Source organism: Kineococcus sp. R86509 (assembly GCF_042466365.1).
In the GTDB taxonomy this organism is placed as follows: Bacteria; Actinomycetota; Actinomycetes; order Actinomycetales; family Kineococcaceae; genus Kineococcus.
This window is the reverse complement of record NZ_JAXHCE010000001.1, coordinates 2,249,276-2,265,142: the sequence shown is the minus strand read 5'-3', so window position 1 is coordinate 2,265,142 and position 15,867 is coordinate 2,249,276. Positions and strand designations below refer to the sequence as shown.

Annotated in this window: 13 protein-coding genes; 8 read left to right on the top strand and 5 right to left on the bottom strand. The window is 73.4% G+C overall.

Going from position 1 to position 15,867, the window contains the following annotated elements:
* Positions 1 to 2: 2 nt before the first annotated feature.
* Genes SJY07_RS10905 through SJY07_RS10895 form a run of 3 tightly spaced genes read right to left on the bottom strand, consistent with a single transcriptional unit; the run spans position 3 to position 3,352 of the window.
* On the bottom strand, positions 3 to 1,754 hold the full coding sequence (locus tag SJY07_RS10905; RefSeq protein WP_380159032.1) for a glycoside hydrolase family 15 protein: 1,752 nt from the start codon (positions 1,752 to 1,754) through the stop codon (positions 3 to 5).
* A complete protein-coding gene (locus SJY07_RS10900; protein ID WP_328294250.1) occupies positions 1,751 to 2,740 on the bottom strand; it encodes an NAD(P)H-quinone oxidoreductase in 990 nt (329 codons plus the stop codon). Before SJY07_RS10900 ends, SJY07_RS10905 begins: the two co-directional genes overlap by 4 nt.
* 9 nt (positions 2,741 to 2,749) lie before the next feature.
* Positions 2,750 to 3,352, bottom strand: a complete 603-nt coding sequence (locus SJY07_RS10895; RefSeq protein WP_328294251.1) for an NTP transferase domain-containing protein — start codon at positions 3,350 to 3,352, stop codon at positions 2,750 to 2,752.
* 184 nt (positions 3,353 to 3,536) lie between these two features.
* On the opposite strand from SJY07_RS10895, the gene SJY07_RS10890 reads away from it, so the two are divergent.
* The 7 genes from SJY07_RS10890 (at position 3,537) to SJY07_RS10860 (ending at position 12,985) form a co-directional block, all read left to right on the top strand.
* Positions 3,537 to 6,698 (top strand): nitrate- and nitrite sensing domain-containing protein, encoded by a 3,162-nt coding sequence (locus tag SJY07_RS10890; protein WP_380159029.1) that lies wholly within the window; start codon positions 3,537 to 3,539, stop codon positions 6,696 to 6,698.
* Between the two features lie 123 nt (positions 6,699 to 6,821).
* Positions 6,822 to 7,268 carry a roadblock/LC7 domain-containing protein gene (locus SJY07_RS10885; protein ID WP_328294253.1) on the top strand — a complete coding sequence of 149 codons (447 nt, stop codon included), beginning with the start codon at positions 6,822 to 6,824 and terminating at the stop codon, positions 7,266 to 7,268.
* A gap of 6 nt (positions 7,269 to 7,274) precedes the next feature.
* Positions 7,275 to 7,670: a DUF742 domain-containing protein gene (locus tag SJY07_RS10880; RefSeq protein WP_328294254.1), complete on the top strand. Its 396-nt coding sequence runs from the start codon at positions 7,275 to 7,277 to the stop codon at positions 7,668 to 7,670.
* The gene (locus tag SJY07_RS10875; protein ID WP_380159027.1) at positions 7,651 to 8,274 is read left to right on the top strand and encodes an ATP/GTP-binding protein; all 624 of its coding nucleotides are present in this window, start codon (positions 7,651 to 7,653) and stop codon (positions 8,272 to 8,274) included. Before SJY07_RS10880 ends, SJY07_RS10875 begins: the two co-directional genes overlap by 20 nt.
* Positions 8,275 to 8,438: 164 nt before the next feature.
* Complete coding sequence (locus SJY07_RS10870) at positions 8,439 to 10,031, top strand: methyl-accepting chemotaxis protein (protein WP_380159025.1); 1,593 nt, start codon at positions 8,439 to 8,441, stop codon at positions 10,029 to 10,031.
* Between the two features lie 145 nt (positions 10,032 to 10,176).
* Complete coding sequence (locus SJY07_RS10865; RefSeq protein WP_380159023.1) at positions 10,177 to 12,537, top strand: chemotaxis protein CheA; 2,361 nt, start codon at positions 10,177 to 10,179, stop codon at positions 12,535 to 12,537.
* Between the two features lies 1 nt (position 12,538).
* A complete protein-coding gene (locus tag SJY07_RS10860) occupies positions 12,539 to 12,985 on the top strand; it encodes a chemotaxis protein CheW (protein ID WP_380159021.1) in 447 nt (148 codons plus the stop codon).
* Positions 12,986 to 13,056: 71 nt separating this feature from the next.
* Here the strand turns inward: SJY07_RS10860 and SJY07_RS10855 are convergent, their stop codons facing one another.
* Entirely contained in the window at positions 13,057 to 13,827 is a 771-nt protein-coding gene (locus SJY07_RS10855; protein WP_380159019.1) for a hypothetical protein, read from the bottom strand.
* Positions 13,824 to 14,663, bottom strand: coding sequence for a hypothetical protein (locus tag SJY07_RS10850; protein ID WP_380159017.1), 840 nt, complete (start codon positions 14,661 to 14,663; stop codon positions 13,824 to 13,826). Before SJY07_RS10850 ends, SJY07_RS10855 begins: the two co-directional genes overlap by 4 nt.
* Positions 14,664 to 14,864: 201 nt before the next feature.
* Between SJY07_RS10850 and SJY07_RS10845 the strand changes: the two genes are divergently transcribed.
* Complete coding sequence (locus tag SJY07_RS10845) at positions 14,865 to 15,791, top strand: hypothetical protein (protein ID WP_380159015.1); 927 nt, start codon at positions 14,865 to 14,867, stop codon at positions 15,789 to 15,791.
* Positions 15,792 to 15,867 lie beyond the last annotated feature (76 nt).

The window sequence follows — 15,867 nt, the reverse complement described above, 5'->3', positions numbered from 1 at the left end:
CGTCAGCGCGCCAGCCGGAGGGAACTCGAGAGCAGTGCGGCGTGCACGAACGCCTGGGGGAAGTTCCCGCGCAGCTGGCGTTCGCGCACGTCCCACTCCTCGCTCAGCAACGCCGCCGGACCGCACGCGGCCCGGTTGCGCTCGAAGAAGCGGAACGCGTCGACCTCCTGGCCGTCGGCGTGCAGGGCCTCGGCGACGACGAAGCCGCAGAGCAGGAACGCCCCCTCGGTGGTGCCCAGCGGCATCGAGTCGGGGGAGTAGCGGTAGACGTGGTGGTCCTCGACGAGGTCGCGCCGCACCGCCGCGAGCGTCGCCCGCGACCGCGGGTCCTCCACCGCCAGGGCGCCGTGCAGGACGGGACGCAGCAACGCCGCGTCGACCCCGGGCTGGGTCGGGCTGCGCTGCCACCGGCCCTCGTCGGGGTGCAGGCAGTCCCGCGAGGTCCGCGCGAGGATCGTGTCCGCGAGCGCCGCGTAGCGCGCCGCCTCGCCGGGCGAGGACACCGCCGCGATGCACTTCAACCCGGCGACGCACTCCAGCCGGGAGTGCGTCCACCAGTCGTCCTCGATCTCCCAGATCCCGGCGTCGGGTTCCTCCCAGCGCTTCTCGATCGCGGAGACCGCGACGCCCACGGCGCGCCGGCCGTCGGTGTCCAGGACGTCGAAGCGCGCGGCGGAGGCCAGCAGTTGCAGCACCTCGCCGAACGCGTCGAGCTGGAACTGCCCGCGGACGTGGTTGCCCGCGATGTCCCACCCACCGGGGTAGCCGGGGACACCGGTGTGCCGTTCGTCGGGGACGGGAGCCCCCAGCACGGTGTAGGCGGGCACCAGGTCCGGCCCGTCGGCCAGGACCCGTCGGACCACGAAGTCCACGAGCGTCCGGTACAGCTCGCTCGGTTCCCCGCACTCGGCGAGGGCGAGCCCCGCGTAGCACTGGTCGCGGATCCAGGCGTAGCGGTAGTCGTAGCTGCGGCCCTTGTCGGCGTGCTCGGGCAGCGACATCGTCGCGGCGGCGACCATCCCGCCCGAGTCCGAGGTCAGCCCACGGATCAGCGCGAAGGAGTGCCGGGCCTCCTCGGGTGCGACCGAGTGCGGGATGTCGGGCACCGCCGACCTCCAGGTGTGCTCGGTGGAGGTCCAGGAGTGCACCGGGTCCGGGGGTTCCTCGCGCAGGCGGGTCCCGACCTCCAGCACGAGGTGGTGGGAGGTGCCGGCCGGGACGCGCAGGTGCGCCCGCAGCATCCCGTCCTCGACGTCGGCGGAACCCAGCCCGCTCAGCCGCACGTGCAGGTCGCCGGACCGGGCGCTCCAGCGGCCGGAGTCGTCGCGGCGCAGGTTGCGCAGCGCCTTGGACCCGAACTCGGCCCGCAGGTCGAAGAGGACGTCGACCTCGCCGTCACCCTCGACGGCGACCACCTCGCGCAGCAGGACCGCGCAGTGGGGGTCGCTGGGCATCGCCATGGCGTCGCGGCAGTCGATCGTGCCGTCGCCGCGCGAGGTCCAGTGGTGGCGGAACACCAGCGTCGCCGGTTCGTAGTGACCGCCCCAGACGAAGGGGTGCGACGGGGTGACGGAGAACGCGCCCCGGCCACCGAGCAGGGCGGCGAAGACGGCGTCGTCGTGCCAGTTCGGGGCGCACATCCACACGACGTCACCCCGTGGGCCGACGACCGCGCCGCGGGCGCCGTCGGCGACGACGGCGTAGTCGCGCAGGACGTGCGGCGGGAACTGCTTCGTGAACTCGTCGGGCGTCACCGGGGCGCCTGCGCCCCCGTCGTGAGCAGGAGCTTCCCCACGTGGGAGGAACCCTCCATGACCTCGTGGGCGCGCGCGGCCTCGGCCAGCGGGAACGTCTCGTGCACGACGGGACGCACCCCGCCGTCGGCGATCAGCGGCCACACGTGGTCGCGGACGCTGGCCACGATCGTCGCTTTGTCGTCGGCGTCGCGGTAGCGCAGTCCGGTGGCGTGCAGGGAGATCCGCTTGCGCATGAGGAGCCCCAGGTCGAGTTCGGCGTGGGTCCCGCCCTGGGTGGCGATCACCACGAGGCGACCGCTGGTCGCCAGCACGTCGAGGTTGCGGGCCAGGTACGGCGCGCCGACGAGGTCGAGCACGACGTCGGCGCCGGCCGGTTCGAACGCGCGGACCGCCTCGACGAAGTCGTCGTCGTGGTAGTTCACCAGCACCTGCGCGCCGAGTTCGGCGCACTGCTGCAGCTTCTCCGCCGACCCCGCGGTGACGGCCACCCGGGCCCCGACCTGACGGGCCAGCTGGATGGCCATCGTCCCGATCCCGCTGGACCCGCCGTGGACGAGCAGGAGCTCGCCGGGACGCAGCCCGGCGAGGGTGAAGACGTTCGACCAGACCGTGCAGGTGACCTCGGGCAGCGCCGCGGCCTCGACCACGCCGACGCCCTGGGGGACGGGCAGCAACTGCCCGACGGGGACGAGGACGCGTTCGGCGTAGCCACCGCCACCCAGCAGCGCGCAGACGGGTTCACCCACCGACCACCCGACGTCGGGCCCGGTCGACTCGATCCAGCCGGAGACCTCCAGGCCCGGGTTCTCGGGTGCACCGGGGGGCGAGGGGTAGTGGCCGAGGCGTTGCGCGACGTCGGCCCGGTTGACCCCCGCGGCGGCGACGCGGACCACGACCTCGCCCGGTCCCGCCACCGGGTCCGGCAGCTCGGTGGGGACGAGGACCTCGGGTCCCCCGGGACGTTCGACGATCACGGCTCGCACGTCGCGACACTACGTCGGGCCCGGCTCACCCGCCTCCGGATCCCCGTCCCCGTTCCCGTCCGCCAGCAGGCTCCGGGCCCGGTCGAGGTCCTGCGGCACGTCGACGTCCAGCGCCTCCCGCCCGCTGACCGCGACCTCCCCGACCCGGCCGCGGAACAGTTCCCGCAACGGCTGGCCCGCGATCGCCGGCAACCCGTCGAGGACCCGCTGGGCGCCGGTGCGCCGGTGCGCGGAGAGCAGCGGCTGACGCCGGCCGTCCTCGTCGACCCCGACGACGGCGTCCAGGTCCGGGTCCGCGGCGAGGGCGGCGAGGAGACGGGGCACGGCGCTCGCGGCGAAGGGCTGGTCCCCGCCCAGCAGCACCAGCACGGGCGCGGTGCTCGCGGCGAGGCCCGCGGCGAACCCGGCGAGCGGACCTCCCCCGGTCGGGCGCTCCAGAACCCCGCCCGGTCCGACGATGACCACGTCGTGACCGGCCAACTCGCGCAGCAGGTGCTGCAGGACCGTCCCGGGACCCAGGGGTGCGGCGAGCTTGTCCGCCCCCGGTCCCGTGCGGGCGGCCCAGCGGGTGCTCCCACCGCCCGCCACGACCACGACGACGACACCCTGCACCGGACCTCCTGGTGGCACGTTCGAGCGGAAGGGTCAAGCAACCACGCCGAGCTGCCGATGAGCCGAACGAGGGTTGTCCGGCTCCGAAGGTTCACCTTCCGGGTCCACGTCCCGATCACCACTGAGTCTGCTCGGCCAACGGTGGGCAGTTTCGCCCGCCCACCATCGCGTACGGAAGGTTGACATGCTGCGGAACCTGAGCATCCGAGCCAAGCTCGCGGTCCTCCTGGTGGTACCTCTCGTGTTGCTGCTCGTCGCCGTCGTCGCGACGGCAGCCCAGAACGTGACGTCCACGACGGAACGCCGCCACCTGGCCGCCTACGCGAAGTCGGCGCAGACGATCAACGGCTTCTTCACCGCCCTGCAGACGGAGCGACGGAGCACGCTGGAGTACCTGGCCGCGCCGGCCGACGACCTCAAGGCGCAGGTCGCCACCGACCGCGCCGCCACCGACGCCGCCACCGCCGGGGTGTCCCGGGCCATCCAGGACAGCGGCCTGGACCTGACCGCCGGGTCCAGCGCCGTGGTCTACGCCAGCGTGCAGAAGGCCCTCGCGGAGACCCTCCCGCAGACCCGCGCCGCCGTCGACAACGGCACCACCACCCCGCTCGCCGCGCTGAACAGCTACAGCGCCGTCGCCTCCGCCGCCACCGACCTCACCGTCACCGTCGCCGAGCAGGCCCAGGACCGCGACCTGGCCGACGACATCGCCGCGTTCGGGTACCTCCTCAAGCGCGTCGACGCGCTGTCGGTCGAGCAGTCCGCCGGTGACCTCATCGTCCAGGGCGACACCAACGTCGCGCTGGACGTCCTGCGCGGCAACGCCATCGAACAGGGCAACTACTTCGAGGCGCAGGCCCGCTACCGACTGCACGCCGACGGTGCGGCGGCCCTCGACGCCACCCTGAACAGCAGCCAGGTCACCCAGTCGCTGGCGTTCCTGAACCAGGACCGCAACATCTTCGCCGCTGCCACCGGCACCCCCTCCCTGCCCGAGAAGGGCTGGGAGGAGACCTCCAGCGAGGTCATCACCGCCTACCGCGCCGCCACCAACGAGATCGCGACCACCGTCGCCGACCGCGCCGACGCCGCGTCGACCCGCGCCCTCACCGGCACGGTGGTCCTGCTGATCGGCGCCCTGCTCGTCTTCGCCGCCGTCGCCCTCTTCGGCCTGCGCGTCGCCCGCGACATCGGCCGCCGCCTGCGCGCCCTGTCCGACGCGGCCATCACGGTCCGCGACGAACTGCCCCGCATGGTCGAGCGCATGCAGACCCCGGGCGAGGGTCCCGGCGTGGAGTTCACCCCGCTGGAGGTCACGAGCACCGACGAGATCGGTGACGTCGCCCACGTCATCAACGACCTCAACGAGACCACCTTCCGCATCGCCGGGGAGCAGGCCGCGCTGCGCGCCTCGATCGCCGAGATGTTCGTCAACGTCGCCCGTCGCGACCAGACGCTGCTCGCCCGCCAGCTGGCCTTCCTGGACCAGCTGGAGCGCACCGAGGAGAACCCCGACACCCTCGAGGACCTCTTCACCCTCGACCACCTCGCGACCCGGATGCGGCGCAACGCCGAGTCCCTGCTCGTCCTGGCCGGCATCAACACCGGGCGTCGCCTGCGCCGTCCGCTGCCGCTGTCGGACGTCGTCCGCACCGCGGCCGGCGAGATCGAGCACTACGACCGCGTGGACCTCGCCCTGCAGGTCGACCCGCCGGTCGTCGGTCACCTCGCGCTGTCGGCCTCGCACATGATCGCCGAGCTGCTCGAGAACGCGACGAACTTCTCCGACCCCGGCACCCGCGTCGTCGTCGGCACCGCCGAGACCGACCGCGGCGTCGAGATCACGATCAAGGACAGCGGCCTCGGCATGAACGCCGAGGAGGTCGAGACCGCCCACCAGCGCATCTCCGGTGGTCGCGCCTCGGAGTTCGTCGGGGCCCAGCGCCTCGGGTTCTACGTCGTCGGTCGCCTCGCCGGCCGCCTGGACGTCGAGGTCGAGTTCGTGACCTCCGAGGGCAACGGCACCACCGTCACCCTCGTCCTGCCCGCGGCGCTCTTCACCCCGGGCTCGGTCAAGGCCGGGGAGCCGGAGCTCGCGGCCCTCGACAGCGGCCTCCCCTCGCTCGGGGGTGGCGTCTCGGCCCTGCCCGACGGCGGTGCCTCGGCCCTGCCGGAGGCCCCGTCCGCCCTCCCCGCGGGACCGGGTGGTCTGCCCACCCGCACCCCGGCCGCACCCACCGGTGGCCCGAACACGATCGTCAGCAACCCGCTGGCGGCCGAGGGCCTGGGCGACGCGCTGTCCGCGACGCTGCAGAAGTCCGCGGCCGAGGCGGCCTCGAGCTCCGAGGTCAACGCCTCCGCGCCCACGTCGAAGGTCGAGGGCCGGCAGCTGCCGACCCGCCGCCGCACCGCTCAGGCGCAGGCCAAGGTGGAGGCGTCGCCCGTCCCCGTCGCTCCCACCACCCCCGTCGCCCCCACCGTCCCGGTGGTGGCGCCGGAGGAGGACTGGAAGCCGGTCACCGCGTCGGCCCCCACCACCTCGGCGATGCCGAAGCGCGAACGCAAGGCCGAGGCCCCCACGGCTCTGGCTGCGGCGCAGGACATCCTGCCCACCGCAGGCAAGAAGGCCCGCAAGGTCCGCGAGACCGTGGCCCCGCCGAAGACCGCCGCCGAGGCGTTCTGGACCTCCCGCAAGCGCAGCGAGGCGACGACCGCCGAGGCGTCCGCACTGGACGCCCTCGAGGCCGACCGCGCCGCGCAGCAGGCCGAGGAGGCCCCGCACGTCGAGGCCCCCGTCGCTGCGGCCGTCGAGGCGCCGGTCGTCGAGGCCCCCGTCGCTGCCGTGGTCGAGACCCCGGTGGTCGTCGAGGCCCCCGTGCTCGAGACCCCGGTGGTCGTCGAGGCCCCCGTGCTCGAGACCCCGGTGGTCGTCGAGGCCCCGGTGGTCGAGACCCCGGTGGTCGAGGCTCCCGTCGTCGAGACCCCCGTGGCCCCCGTGGCCCCCGTGGCCGCGGCCCCGGTCGCGATCCCCGCGCAGACTCGCACGGTCGGGGAGGCCCTCCGCCAGCGCAGCGCGCTGGCCGCCGACGCCCTCACCGCCCTCACCGACGGGCAGAACTTCACCCCCTCCCGGGGCAGCGGTTCCGCCCCGCTGGTTCGCCGCCAGGCCGGGGCCACCGCGGCCGCGGCCAAGCCGGTCCCGGCCCGCACCTCCGCGGCCAACCGCCAGCGCCGTGCCCCCGCCGACGTCCGCTCGATGCTCTCCGGCTTCCAGGCCGGCGTGTCCCGCGGCCGCACCGAGGGTGACACCCCCACCACCGAGAGCGGTGGCGATGGTGACGCCTGACCCGCCCCCCCGGACCTCCCGGGCCCCACGCTCCCGGACCCCACGGTCCCGCGGAGAACACCTCCCGCTCCACCACGACCAGCAGTCGACCCGACAGAACTGCGAAAGAAGAGGAATCCCACTGTGACCGTGCTCAGCTCCGAGGCCGCCGACTTCAGCTGGCTCCTCGACAACTTCGTCAAGAGCGTCCCCGGTGTCGCCCACACCGTCGTCGTCTCCGCCGACGGCCTGCTGATGGCGATGTCGGACAAGCTCGACCGCGAGTCCGGCGACACCCTCGCCGCGATCGTCTCGGGCGTCTCGAGCCTGGCTCGCGGCGCCGCCCACCAGCTGCAGTCCGGGGAGGTCCGTCAGGCCATCATCGAGATGGACGACTCGTTCTTCTTCCTGGTCAACATCTCCGACGGTTCCGTCCTGGCCGTCTCCGCGGAGGCCGGCTGCGACGTCGGGCTCATCGGCTACGAGATGGCCATGCTGGTCCAGCGCGCCGAGACCGTCCTGACCCCGCAGCTGGTGTCGGAGATGCGGGCGAACCTGCCCACCTCCGCGCCGGTCGCCTCCCGGTGGTGACGCGACGTGACAGCACCTGGTAGCGCGGACCTCTGGTCCGACGACGACGACCAGGACCTCGAAGAGTTCACCGTCCGCCCGTACACCGTCACCGGTGGCCGGACCCGGCCGAGCAACGCCGACCTCCCGGTCGAGGCGCTCGTGGAGGCCCTCGCCGAACCGGAGGTCGGGATGACGCCGGAACGGCGCAAGATCCTCGAACTCACCAAGAAGTCCTACCTGTCGATCGCGGAACTCTCCGCACACGTCCACCTGCCGGTCGGAGTCGTGCGCGTCGTGGTGAGCGACCTGTCCCAAGCCGGGAAGGTCCGCATCCACGGCCTCACGATGACCTCCGCCCCCCAACCCGCGACAACCATCAGCGTCCTGGAGAGTGTTCTCAATGGCATTTCCTCGCTCTGACGTGAGCCCCGCCGGAGCCGGAGCGCCCGCGGGAACCGCACCTCAGGCCCCGCCCACCGTCGTCAAGATCGTCGTGGCCGGCGGGTTCGCCGTCGGCAAGACGACCTTCATCGGCTCGATCTCCGACATCGAGCCGCTGCGCACCGAAGCCGCCATGACCGAGCACTCGGTCGGCATCGACGACGCGGGTCTCAACTCCGACCGCAAGACCTCCACCACCGTCGCCATGGACTTCGGCCGCATCGCGCTGCCGGGAAACCTCTGGCTCTACCTGTTCGGCACCCCGGGCCAGGACCGCTTCCTCTTCATGTGGGACGACCTGGTCAAGGGCGCCATCGGCGCCGTCGTGCTCGTCGACACCGACCGTCTCGACCAGTGCTTCCCGGCCGTCGACTACTTCGAGTCCCGCGGGATCCCGTTCGTCGTCGCCGTCAACTGCTTCGACGGTGTCGCCCAGCACGACCTCGACTCGGTCCGGGAAGCGCTCGGCGTCCCCGAGCACGTCCCGCTCGTCTACACCGACGCCCGCTCCAAGGCCGCGACCAAGCACAGCCTCATCACGCTCGTGCAGACGGCGCTCGCGCGCCTCAACGCCGGGGCCTGACCCACCCGCCCGCGACGCCGGTCCCCCTCGGGGGGCCGGCGTTCTGCGTTCCCGGGTCCCCGGCCCCGGACCCGGCCCCGCTCAAGGAACCCCGGCCCGGCTGCCGATGGCGGGAACGAGGGGTCCCCGCCACCGAGGACCCCGCCCCAGCTGAGGAGTCGTCCGTGACCCGCACCATCCGCAACCTCGGCGTCGGGCCGCGCATCGCCGCGGGCTTCGCCGTGATGACCGTCCTGCTCGCGGTCCTCGCCGCCGTCGGCCTGGCCCAGCTCTCCGCCGCCCAGCACCGGCTCGAGGTCATGAGCGGGCAGAACGTCGCCGCGCAGCAGAAGCTCGCCGAGGTCCGCACGATCTACAACCGGATGTCGAAGGACCTCCTGGCCGTCGCGCTGACCCCCTCCGAGGACACCCAGTCGGCCGTCGTCACCGACCAGACCGACGTGAGCGATGCCTGGGACGCGTTCAAGGCCGCCGGCCCCGGCGTCCCCGCCGACCAGCTCAGCGCCGTCGACTCCGCGCTGGCGGACTACCTCTCCGGCGCTCGCGTCCTGCTGGGCATCGCCCTGACGGGTGACCAGGCCGCCTTCGTCGCGACCCGCGGCGACGACAGCATCGCGGTCGCCGCCGGCGGCATCGGCCACGGCAAGACCAACGACGCCCTGAAGGTCGTCCAGGCGACCATCACCGAGAACGCCGTCGTGAGCACCCGCGAGGGCACCGTCGCCTACGGTCACGCCCGGTGGGCGCTGCTCGGCACGGCGCTCGCCGCGATCGCGGCCGCCGTCGCCCTCACCCTCGTCACCACCCGCAGCATCTCGGTGCCGCTGAAGCGCACCCGTGAGGTCGCCACCGCGCTCAGCGAGGGACGGCTCGACGTCCGCGTCGGGACCTACAGCCGCGACGAGGTCGGCGCGACCGCGCAGGCCCTCGACTCGGCCCTCGACACCCTCGCGGCCACGGTGCGTCGCATCCGGGGCGGGGTCGACGGGTTGCAGAACTCCTCTGGGCGCCTCGGTGAGGTGTCCCGGCAGCTGACGGCCGGCGCGCACGACTCCGCGAGCCAGGCCGACGTCGTCTCGCTGGCCGCCGCCGACATCTCCGCCAGCATCGGGACCGTCGCCGGCGCCAGCGAGGAGATGACCGCGGCCATCCGCGAGATCGCCTCCTCCACCGCCGACGCCTCCACCGTGGCCGCCGACGCCGTCCGTTCGGCCGGCGAGGCCAGCGAGACCATCGAGCGGCTGTCCTCCTCCAGCCAGGAGATCGGCGACGTCGTCAAGCTCATCACCTCCATCGCCGAGCAGACGAACCTGCTGGCCCTCAACGCGACCATCGAGGCCGCCCGGGCGGGGGAGATGGGCAAGGGTTTCGCCGTCGTGGCGGGCGAGGTCAAGGAGCTCGCGCAGCAGACGGCCCGCGCCACCGAGCAGATCACCCAGCGCGTCCTCGCCACCCAGGGCGACGCGGCCGCCGCGTCGGCGGCCATCGCCCAGATCGGTCTGGTCATCGGCAACATCGACAGCCTGCAGACGACCATCGCCGCGGCCGTCGAGGAGCAGTCCGCCACGACCGCGGAGATGGTCCGCAACGTCACCGAGGTCTCGACGGGGTCGCAGGAGATCTCCACGAACATGCAGGGGATCGCCGCGGCGTCCTCGCGCACCCGCGACGCCGCCGAGAGCACCCGGGACTCCGCCGACGAGGTCTCCCGCGTCGCGAGCGACCTCCAGGACGCCGTGGCGGGCTTCCGGCTGTGACGTCCGGACGCCCACGGCGACCCCGTCGCCGCGGGGTTTCAGCTCCGGCACTCGAATGCCGATGAGCAGACAGAGCACGTGAACGAGCAAGTGACACACCGTGGTCCCGCCCGGGATCACACCGCCGCGAGAAGTGGGAGTCCACGTGGACGACATGGACGAGATCGTCCAGGAGTTCCTCGTCGAGAGCTACGAGAACCTGGACCAGCTGGACTCCGACCTCGTGGCGCTGGAGCAGCAGCCAGGCTCCCGCGAGCTGCTCGCGAGCGTCTTCCGCACCATCCACACGATCAAGGGCACCTCCGGGTTCCTGGCGTTCTCTCGCCTGGAGGCCGTGGCCCACGTCGGTGAGAACCTGCTGGCCCGTCTGCGTGACGGCCAGATCGTCATGACGCCGGTCACCACCGACGTCCTGCTGCGGATGGTCGACACCATCCGTGAACTGCTCTCGAAGATCGAGGCGAACCACACCGAGGACGGTGTCGAGGTCGCCGCCGTCGTCGCCGCCATCCGCGCGGTGCTCGACGGTGAGGAACCCGTCCTGCCGGCCGCCGACGGCGCCGGGGTCGAGGTCGTCTCCGCACCCCCCGCCGCACCGGTCGCCGCTCCCGAACCCGAGCCCGTCGTCGAGACCCCCGTCGTCGAGGCGCCCGTCGCCGAGACCCCCGTCGAGGTCGCGCCGGAACCCGAACCCACCCCGGAACCCGTCGCCGAGGTCCCCGCTCCCGCTCCCGCCGCCGCGGCCCCCGCCGCGGCCCCGGCCGGTGGGGGCGGTGCTCCCACCGAGAAGGCCTCCGCGGCCGAGTCGACCATCCGCGTCGACGTGGAACTCCTCGAGTCCCTCGTCCGCCAGGCCGGTGAGCTCGTCCTCGCCCGCAACCAGATCCTGCAGCGGGCCGGAGCCCTGCGCGACGAGGACCTCACCCGCGCCTGCCACCGCCTGAACCTCGTCGCGAGCGAGATGCAGGAATCGGTCATGCGCACCCGCATGCAGGCCATCGACCACCTGTGGTCGAAGCTTCCCCGCGTCGTCCGCGACCTCGGGAACATGCTCAACCGCAAGATCAAGCTGGAGATGGAGGGCGGCGACACCGAACTCGACCGCACCCTCCTCGAGGCCGTCAAGGACCCCTTGACCCACATCGTCCGCAACGCGGTCGACCACGGCATCGAGTCCCCGGACGTCCGCCTCGCCGCCGGCAAGAACGAGGTCGGAACCCTCAAGCTGCGCGCCGCCCACGAGGGCGGCCAGGTCGTCGTCGAGATCCGCGACGACGGCAAGGGCATCGACCCGGTCATCATCGGGAACAAGGCCGTCGAGAAGGGCCTGGTGTCCGCGGCCAAGCTCGAGACGCTGACCCCCAACGACATCCTGCAGTTCCTCTTCCTGCCCGGGTTCTCCACCGCGGCGAAGGTCACGAACGTCTCCGGCCGTGGGGTCGGGATGGACGTCGTGAAGACGAACATCGAGCGCATCGGCGGTTCCGTCGACGTCGAGTCCGTCACCGGGCAGGGCACCGTCTGGCGTCTGCGGATCCCGTTGACGCTGGCGATCGTCCCGGCCCTGACCGTCGAGTGCGCCGGTCAGCGCTACGCCATGCCGCAGGTGAACCTGCTCGAACTCGTGAGCCTGGACACCGAGAAGATGGGCAAGGCGATCGAGGACGTCGGTGGCGCGAAGGTGTACCGCCTGCGCGGTGCGCTGCTGCCGCTGATCCGCCTCGAGGAGGCGCTGGAACTCAAGCGCCCCACCGACGTGGAACTCCCGACGAACCTCGTCATCGCCGTCCTCGAGTGCGACGGGCGCCGCTTCGGCCTGCTCGTCGACCGGGTCCTGGACACCGAGGAGATCGTCGTCAAGCCGCTCTCCGGGGCGTTGAAGGCCATCGGCGCCTACGCCGGCGCCACCATCCTCGGTGACGGTCGCGTCTCGCTGATCCTCGACGTGCAGTCGCTGGCGCGCCGCACGATGCGTTCCGACGGCATCGACCACGCCAACGACCAGGCCGCCGCGGAACAGGCCGCGAGCAGCGACGGGCAGCGCCTGCTGGTCGTCGGTCTCGGCGGGAACCGCCGCGTCGCGATCCCGCTGGACGTCGTCACCCGCCTCGAGGAGTTCAAGACCGACTCCATCGAACGGGTCGGGCGCCGCGAGGTCGTCCGCTACCGCGGCGAGATCCTGCCGCTGGTCCGCCTGGCGAACCACCTCGGCGGCGGCTCGCGCTCGTCGTACTCGGGGGGCGAGGCCGCCTCGGTCCCGGGTGTCGTCTACTCGGCCCGCGGGCGCTCGGTCGCGATCGTCGTCGACGAGATCGTCGACATCGTCTCCGGCCAGGACGCGCACAGCGACATCGACGACGCCGGTCTGGTCGGTTCCGCGGTCATCCGCGACCGCGTGACCGAACTCCTCGACGTGCGGTCCGCGATCCTCGCGGCCGACCCGAACTTCTTCTCCGAGCAGGCTCAGAACGAGCTCGCCGCAGCATCCACGCGACTGGGGGTCTGACGTGTCCACGCAGTACGCCACGTTCCACCTGGCCGGACACCTCTTCGGTGTCGAGGTCCGGCGAGTGCAGGAAGTGCTCACCGAGCAGCCGCGCACACCCGCGCCGCTGGCTCCGCGGGCCGTCGCGGGTCTCATCAACCTGCGCGGTCAGGTCGTCACCGCGCTCGACCTGCGCCGCCGGCTCAACATGCCCGACCGCGAGGAGGGGCGCGTCGCGATGAACGTCGTCGTCCGCGCCGGCGACGAGGTCTGGAGCCTGCTGGTCGACTCCATCGGCGGCGTCATCGAGGTCACCGACTCGACCTTCGAGCCGCCGCCGGACACGCTGTCCGGCCCGATCCGCGAACTCATCCGCGGTGCCTACAAGCTCGACGAGGCGCTGCTGCTCGTCCTCGACGTGGACAAGGCCCTCGAGATCGAGGGCATCGGCGCGGTCGTCGCGGCCTGACCCGACGGTGAACGGGGTGGGACCTTCCGGGTCCCACCCCGTTCTGCGTTCCCGGACCCCGCGAGCGGGGTTCAGCGGGGGCGGCGGTAGGCGTCGAGTTCCGCGCCCGAGAGCCGGGGGACCTCGGACGGTCGTTCCTCGACCGGTGGTTCGGGGCGGGGTTCCGCAGGTGGCTCCGCGACCGGTTCAGGGGCGGGTTCCGCGTCGGGTTCAGCGGCGGGTTCCGCGGCGACTCGGGCGGCGCCCGGGGCCTGCCACAGCACGAGGGCCGCCACGGCCGGCACGACCGTCATCACCACCAGCAACGCCATGACCGGCGCGATCTCGGGGAAGTCCCCGGTCGAGGGCAGCAGGTAGCTCAGCTGCAGGTTGCCGTAGGCGCTGCTGCGGGGTTCGTCGGCGAGTTCGACGAGCATCACCAGGCACACCAGGCTCTCGAGCGCGCTCAGCCCGGCGGCGCCCGCGACGACGCGGGCACCCCACCGCGGCGGGACGAGCCACTCCGGCCGCCCGGCCACGACGACGGCGGCCAGCCCCAGCACCACCGGCAGGGCCGCGATCAGGACGTCCGGCACCGGGACGCTCGCCCACAGCAACCGGAACCGGACGGTGAACGTGAAGTCGAGGCGCGCGCGGACGTCGGCCTCCGAGACGTAGGCCCCGAAGTAGCTCGCGTCGGCGCTCCCCGTCAGGAACCGCCGGGACACCTCGGCCAGGACCACCGGCGGGAGGACCGCGACGAGGACGAGCAGCCAGGAGACCCAGCCCAGGGGCAGCCGCCCCGCCTCGTCCTCCTCGTCCCCCGCCGGCCCCTCGTGCTCCCCGTCCCGCTCGTGCGTCACGCGCCCTCCCCGGAGACCGGCCGGCGGTAGGCGTCGAGGTCGTCGGCGGAGGGTTTCGGGACGTCGGCCACCCCGGCCTGCGGTGCGGGCCCGGGTTCGGGTGCCGGTTCGGGTTCGGGTTCGGGTTCGGCGTCGACCACGGCGGGGGCGGCGGGTTCCGCGGGGGCGGCGGGAACCGGCCCTACCGCCGGGTCCACGGCCCGCCACAGCACGAGGGCGGCGAGCGCCGGCAGGGCCGTCGTCACGACCAGCAGCGCGAGGACACCGAGGAGTTCCGGGAACTCCCCCGTCGAGGGGATGTAGTAGCTGATCTGGGAACCGCCGAAGGACTCCCGTTCGGGTTCCCCGGCGCGCGTGACCAGGCTGACCAGGCTGACCAGGCTCTCGAGCGCCGTGAGGGCCGCGGCCCCCGCGCCCACCCGGGCCGCCCAGCGCCGCGGGACCAGCCAGTCCGGCCGGCCCGCCACGACGAGAGCGGCCACGACGAGCACGCCGCACAGGGCCGCGAGCAGCACCTGCGGGACGGGGACCGTCATCCAGAGCAGACCGAACCGGTTGGACCAGCCGAGGTCGATCCCGTCGCCGTCGCCGGGGGCGGCGCGGGTCCCGACGTAGGCGGCGTCCGCCCCGCCCCCCAGGAACCGGCGGCCGAGGACGGCCAGCGCGAGCGGTGGGACCGCGGAGACGGCGACGACCAGCCAGGACGCCCACCGGCCGGGAGCCGACTCCCGCTCCCCGCCCCGCTCGGCCTCCCCGCCGGACTCCCCGTCGAACTCGTCGGGTCCCTCGTCGGCGAGCGGGTGGGTCCCCGGGTGCTCGCTGTGCTGGTGGTCCACGACCTGACGTTACGGCGGTCGTGCTCCCACGTCCCCCGGACGGCGCAACGCCGTCGCGGTGGGTGCGCCGCACGGGGGGTGCGGACCTCCGGCGTGCCGCCGGACGGCTGACGACGTGTGGCCCCCTCGTTCACCCGGTGTCAGGGTGGGACCACTCCGCCGGAACCGGCGGTGAGACACCACGCACCGGAGGCGACGACCGTGCACTACTCCCTGGTGAGTTCTCCCGTCCTGGGCTTCGACCTCGTGCGACTGCCCGCGGGCGACTCCGCGGCGGAGGTCCTGCTGCGTGCTCTCGACTCCGGCCCCCGCGAGATCGAGGTCCTGGCCGAGCGTCACGACCCGGCGACCCGGGCCTCGGCCTGGGACGCGGTCCGCACCGCCACCGACGCCGTCCCGCAGCTCGGCGACGTGCTGCACCAGGTCGCCAACGGCCTGGCCCACGAGGACTTCGCCGACGAGGTGTCCGGGGCCCGGGTCGAGGCCGGCATCGTCCGGGTCCTGCAGACCAGCACCATCGCCGACGCCGACGCCCTCGTCCGCCTGGTCCACCACGACGTCTTCGACTGGACCTGGTCGGCTCCGCTGGAGGGCGGGCCCCGGCTGCGCACCGAGGACGCGGGGCGCGCCGCCGACGTGCTCGCCGACGCCGCCGTCTCCGCCTACCTCGGCGACCGGCTGCCCGACCACGCGCGACGGGTCCTCGCGCACCCCTACCTGCAGGCCGCCCGCGACCTCGCCCCGCTGCCCGAGCACCCGACCGGTCTCGGGGAGGCGCAGGCCGGGGTGACCCGCGTCCTCGACACCCTGCGTCGCCTCGACGGCACCGACCGCGCCTGCCTGCGGGCGGTGGGGGAGACCAGCCGCCCGAGCGCGGGCGAGTGGGCCGGCGCCGTCCACGACGCCTCCTGGGCCGTGCACCTCTCCGACCGCGTCCGCACCGCCGCGGTGTCCCAGCTGCTCGCGGTCCGCGCCTTCCGGGCCGGTGGGCTCGACGCCGCCGACGGCGCGAACGGTCTGTGGAACGTCGTCAGCGGGGTCGTGCACGCCGAGGTCGTCGCCGACCTGCTGTCCTCCGACGCCCGTGCGGTCCTGATGCGTCCGTGGGAAGCGGCCTTCGGCGCCTGAGCCACCAGGACCACCCGGGAGCGCCCGGTCACCGGCCCGGTCGGTGACCAGGCGCTCTCGCGTCCGGCGCGCGGCG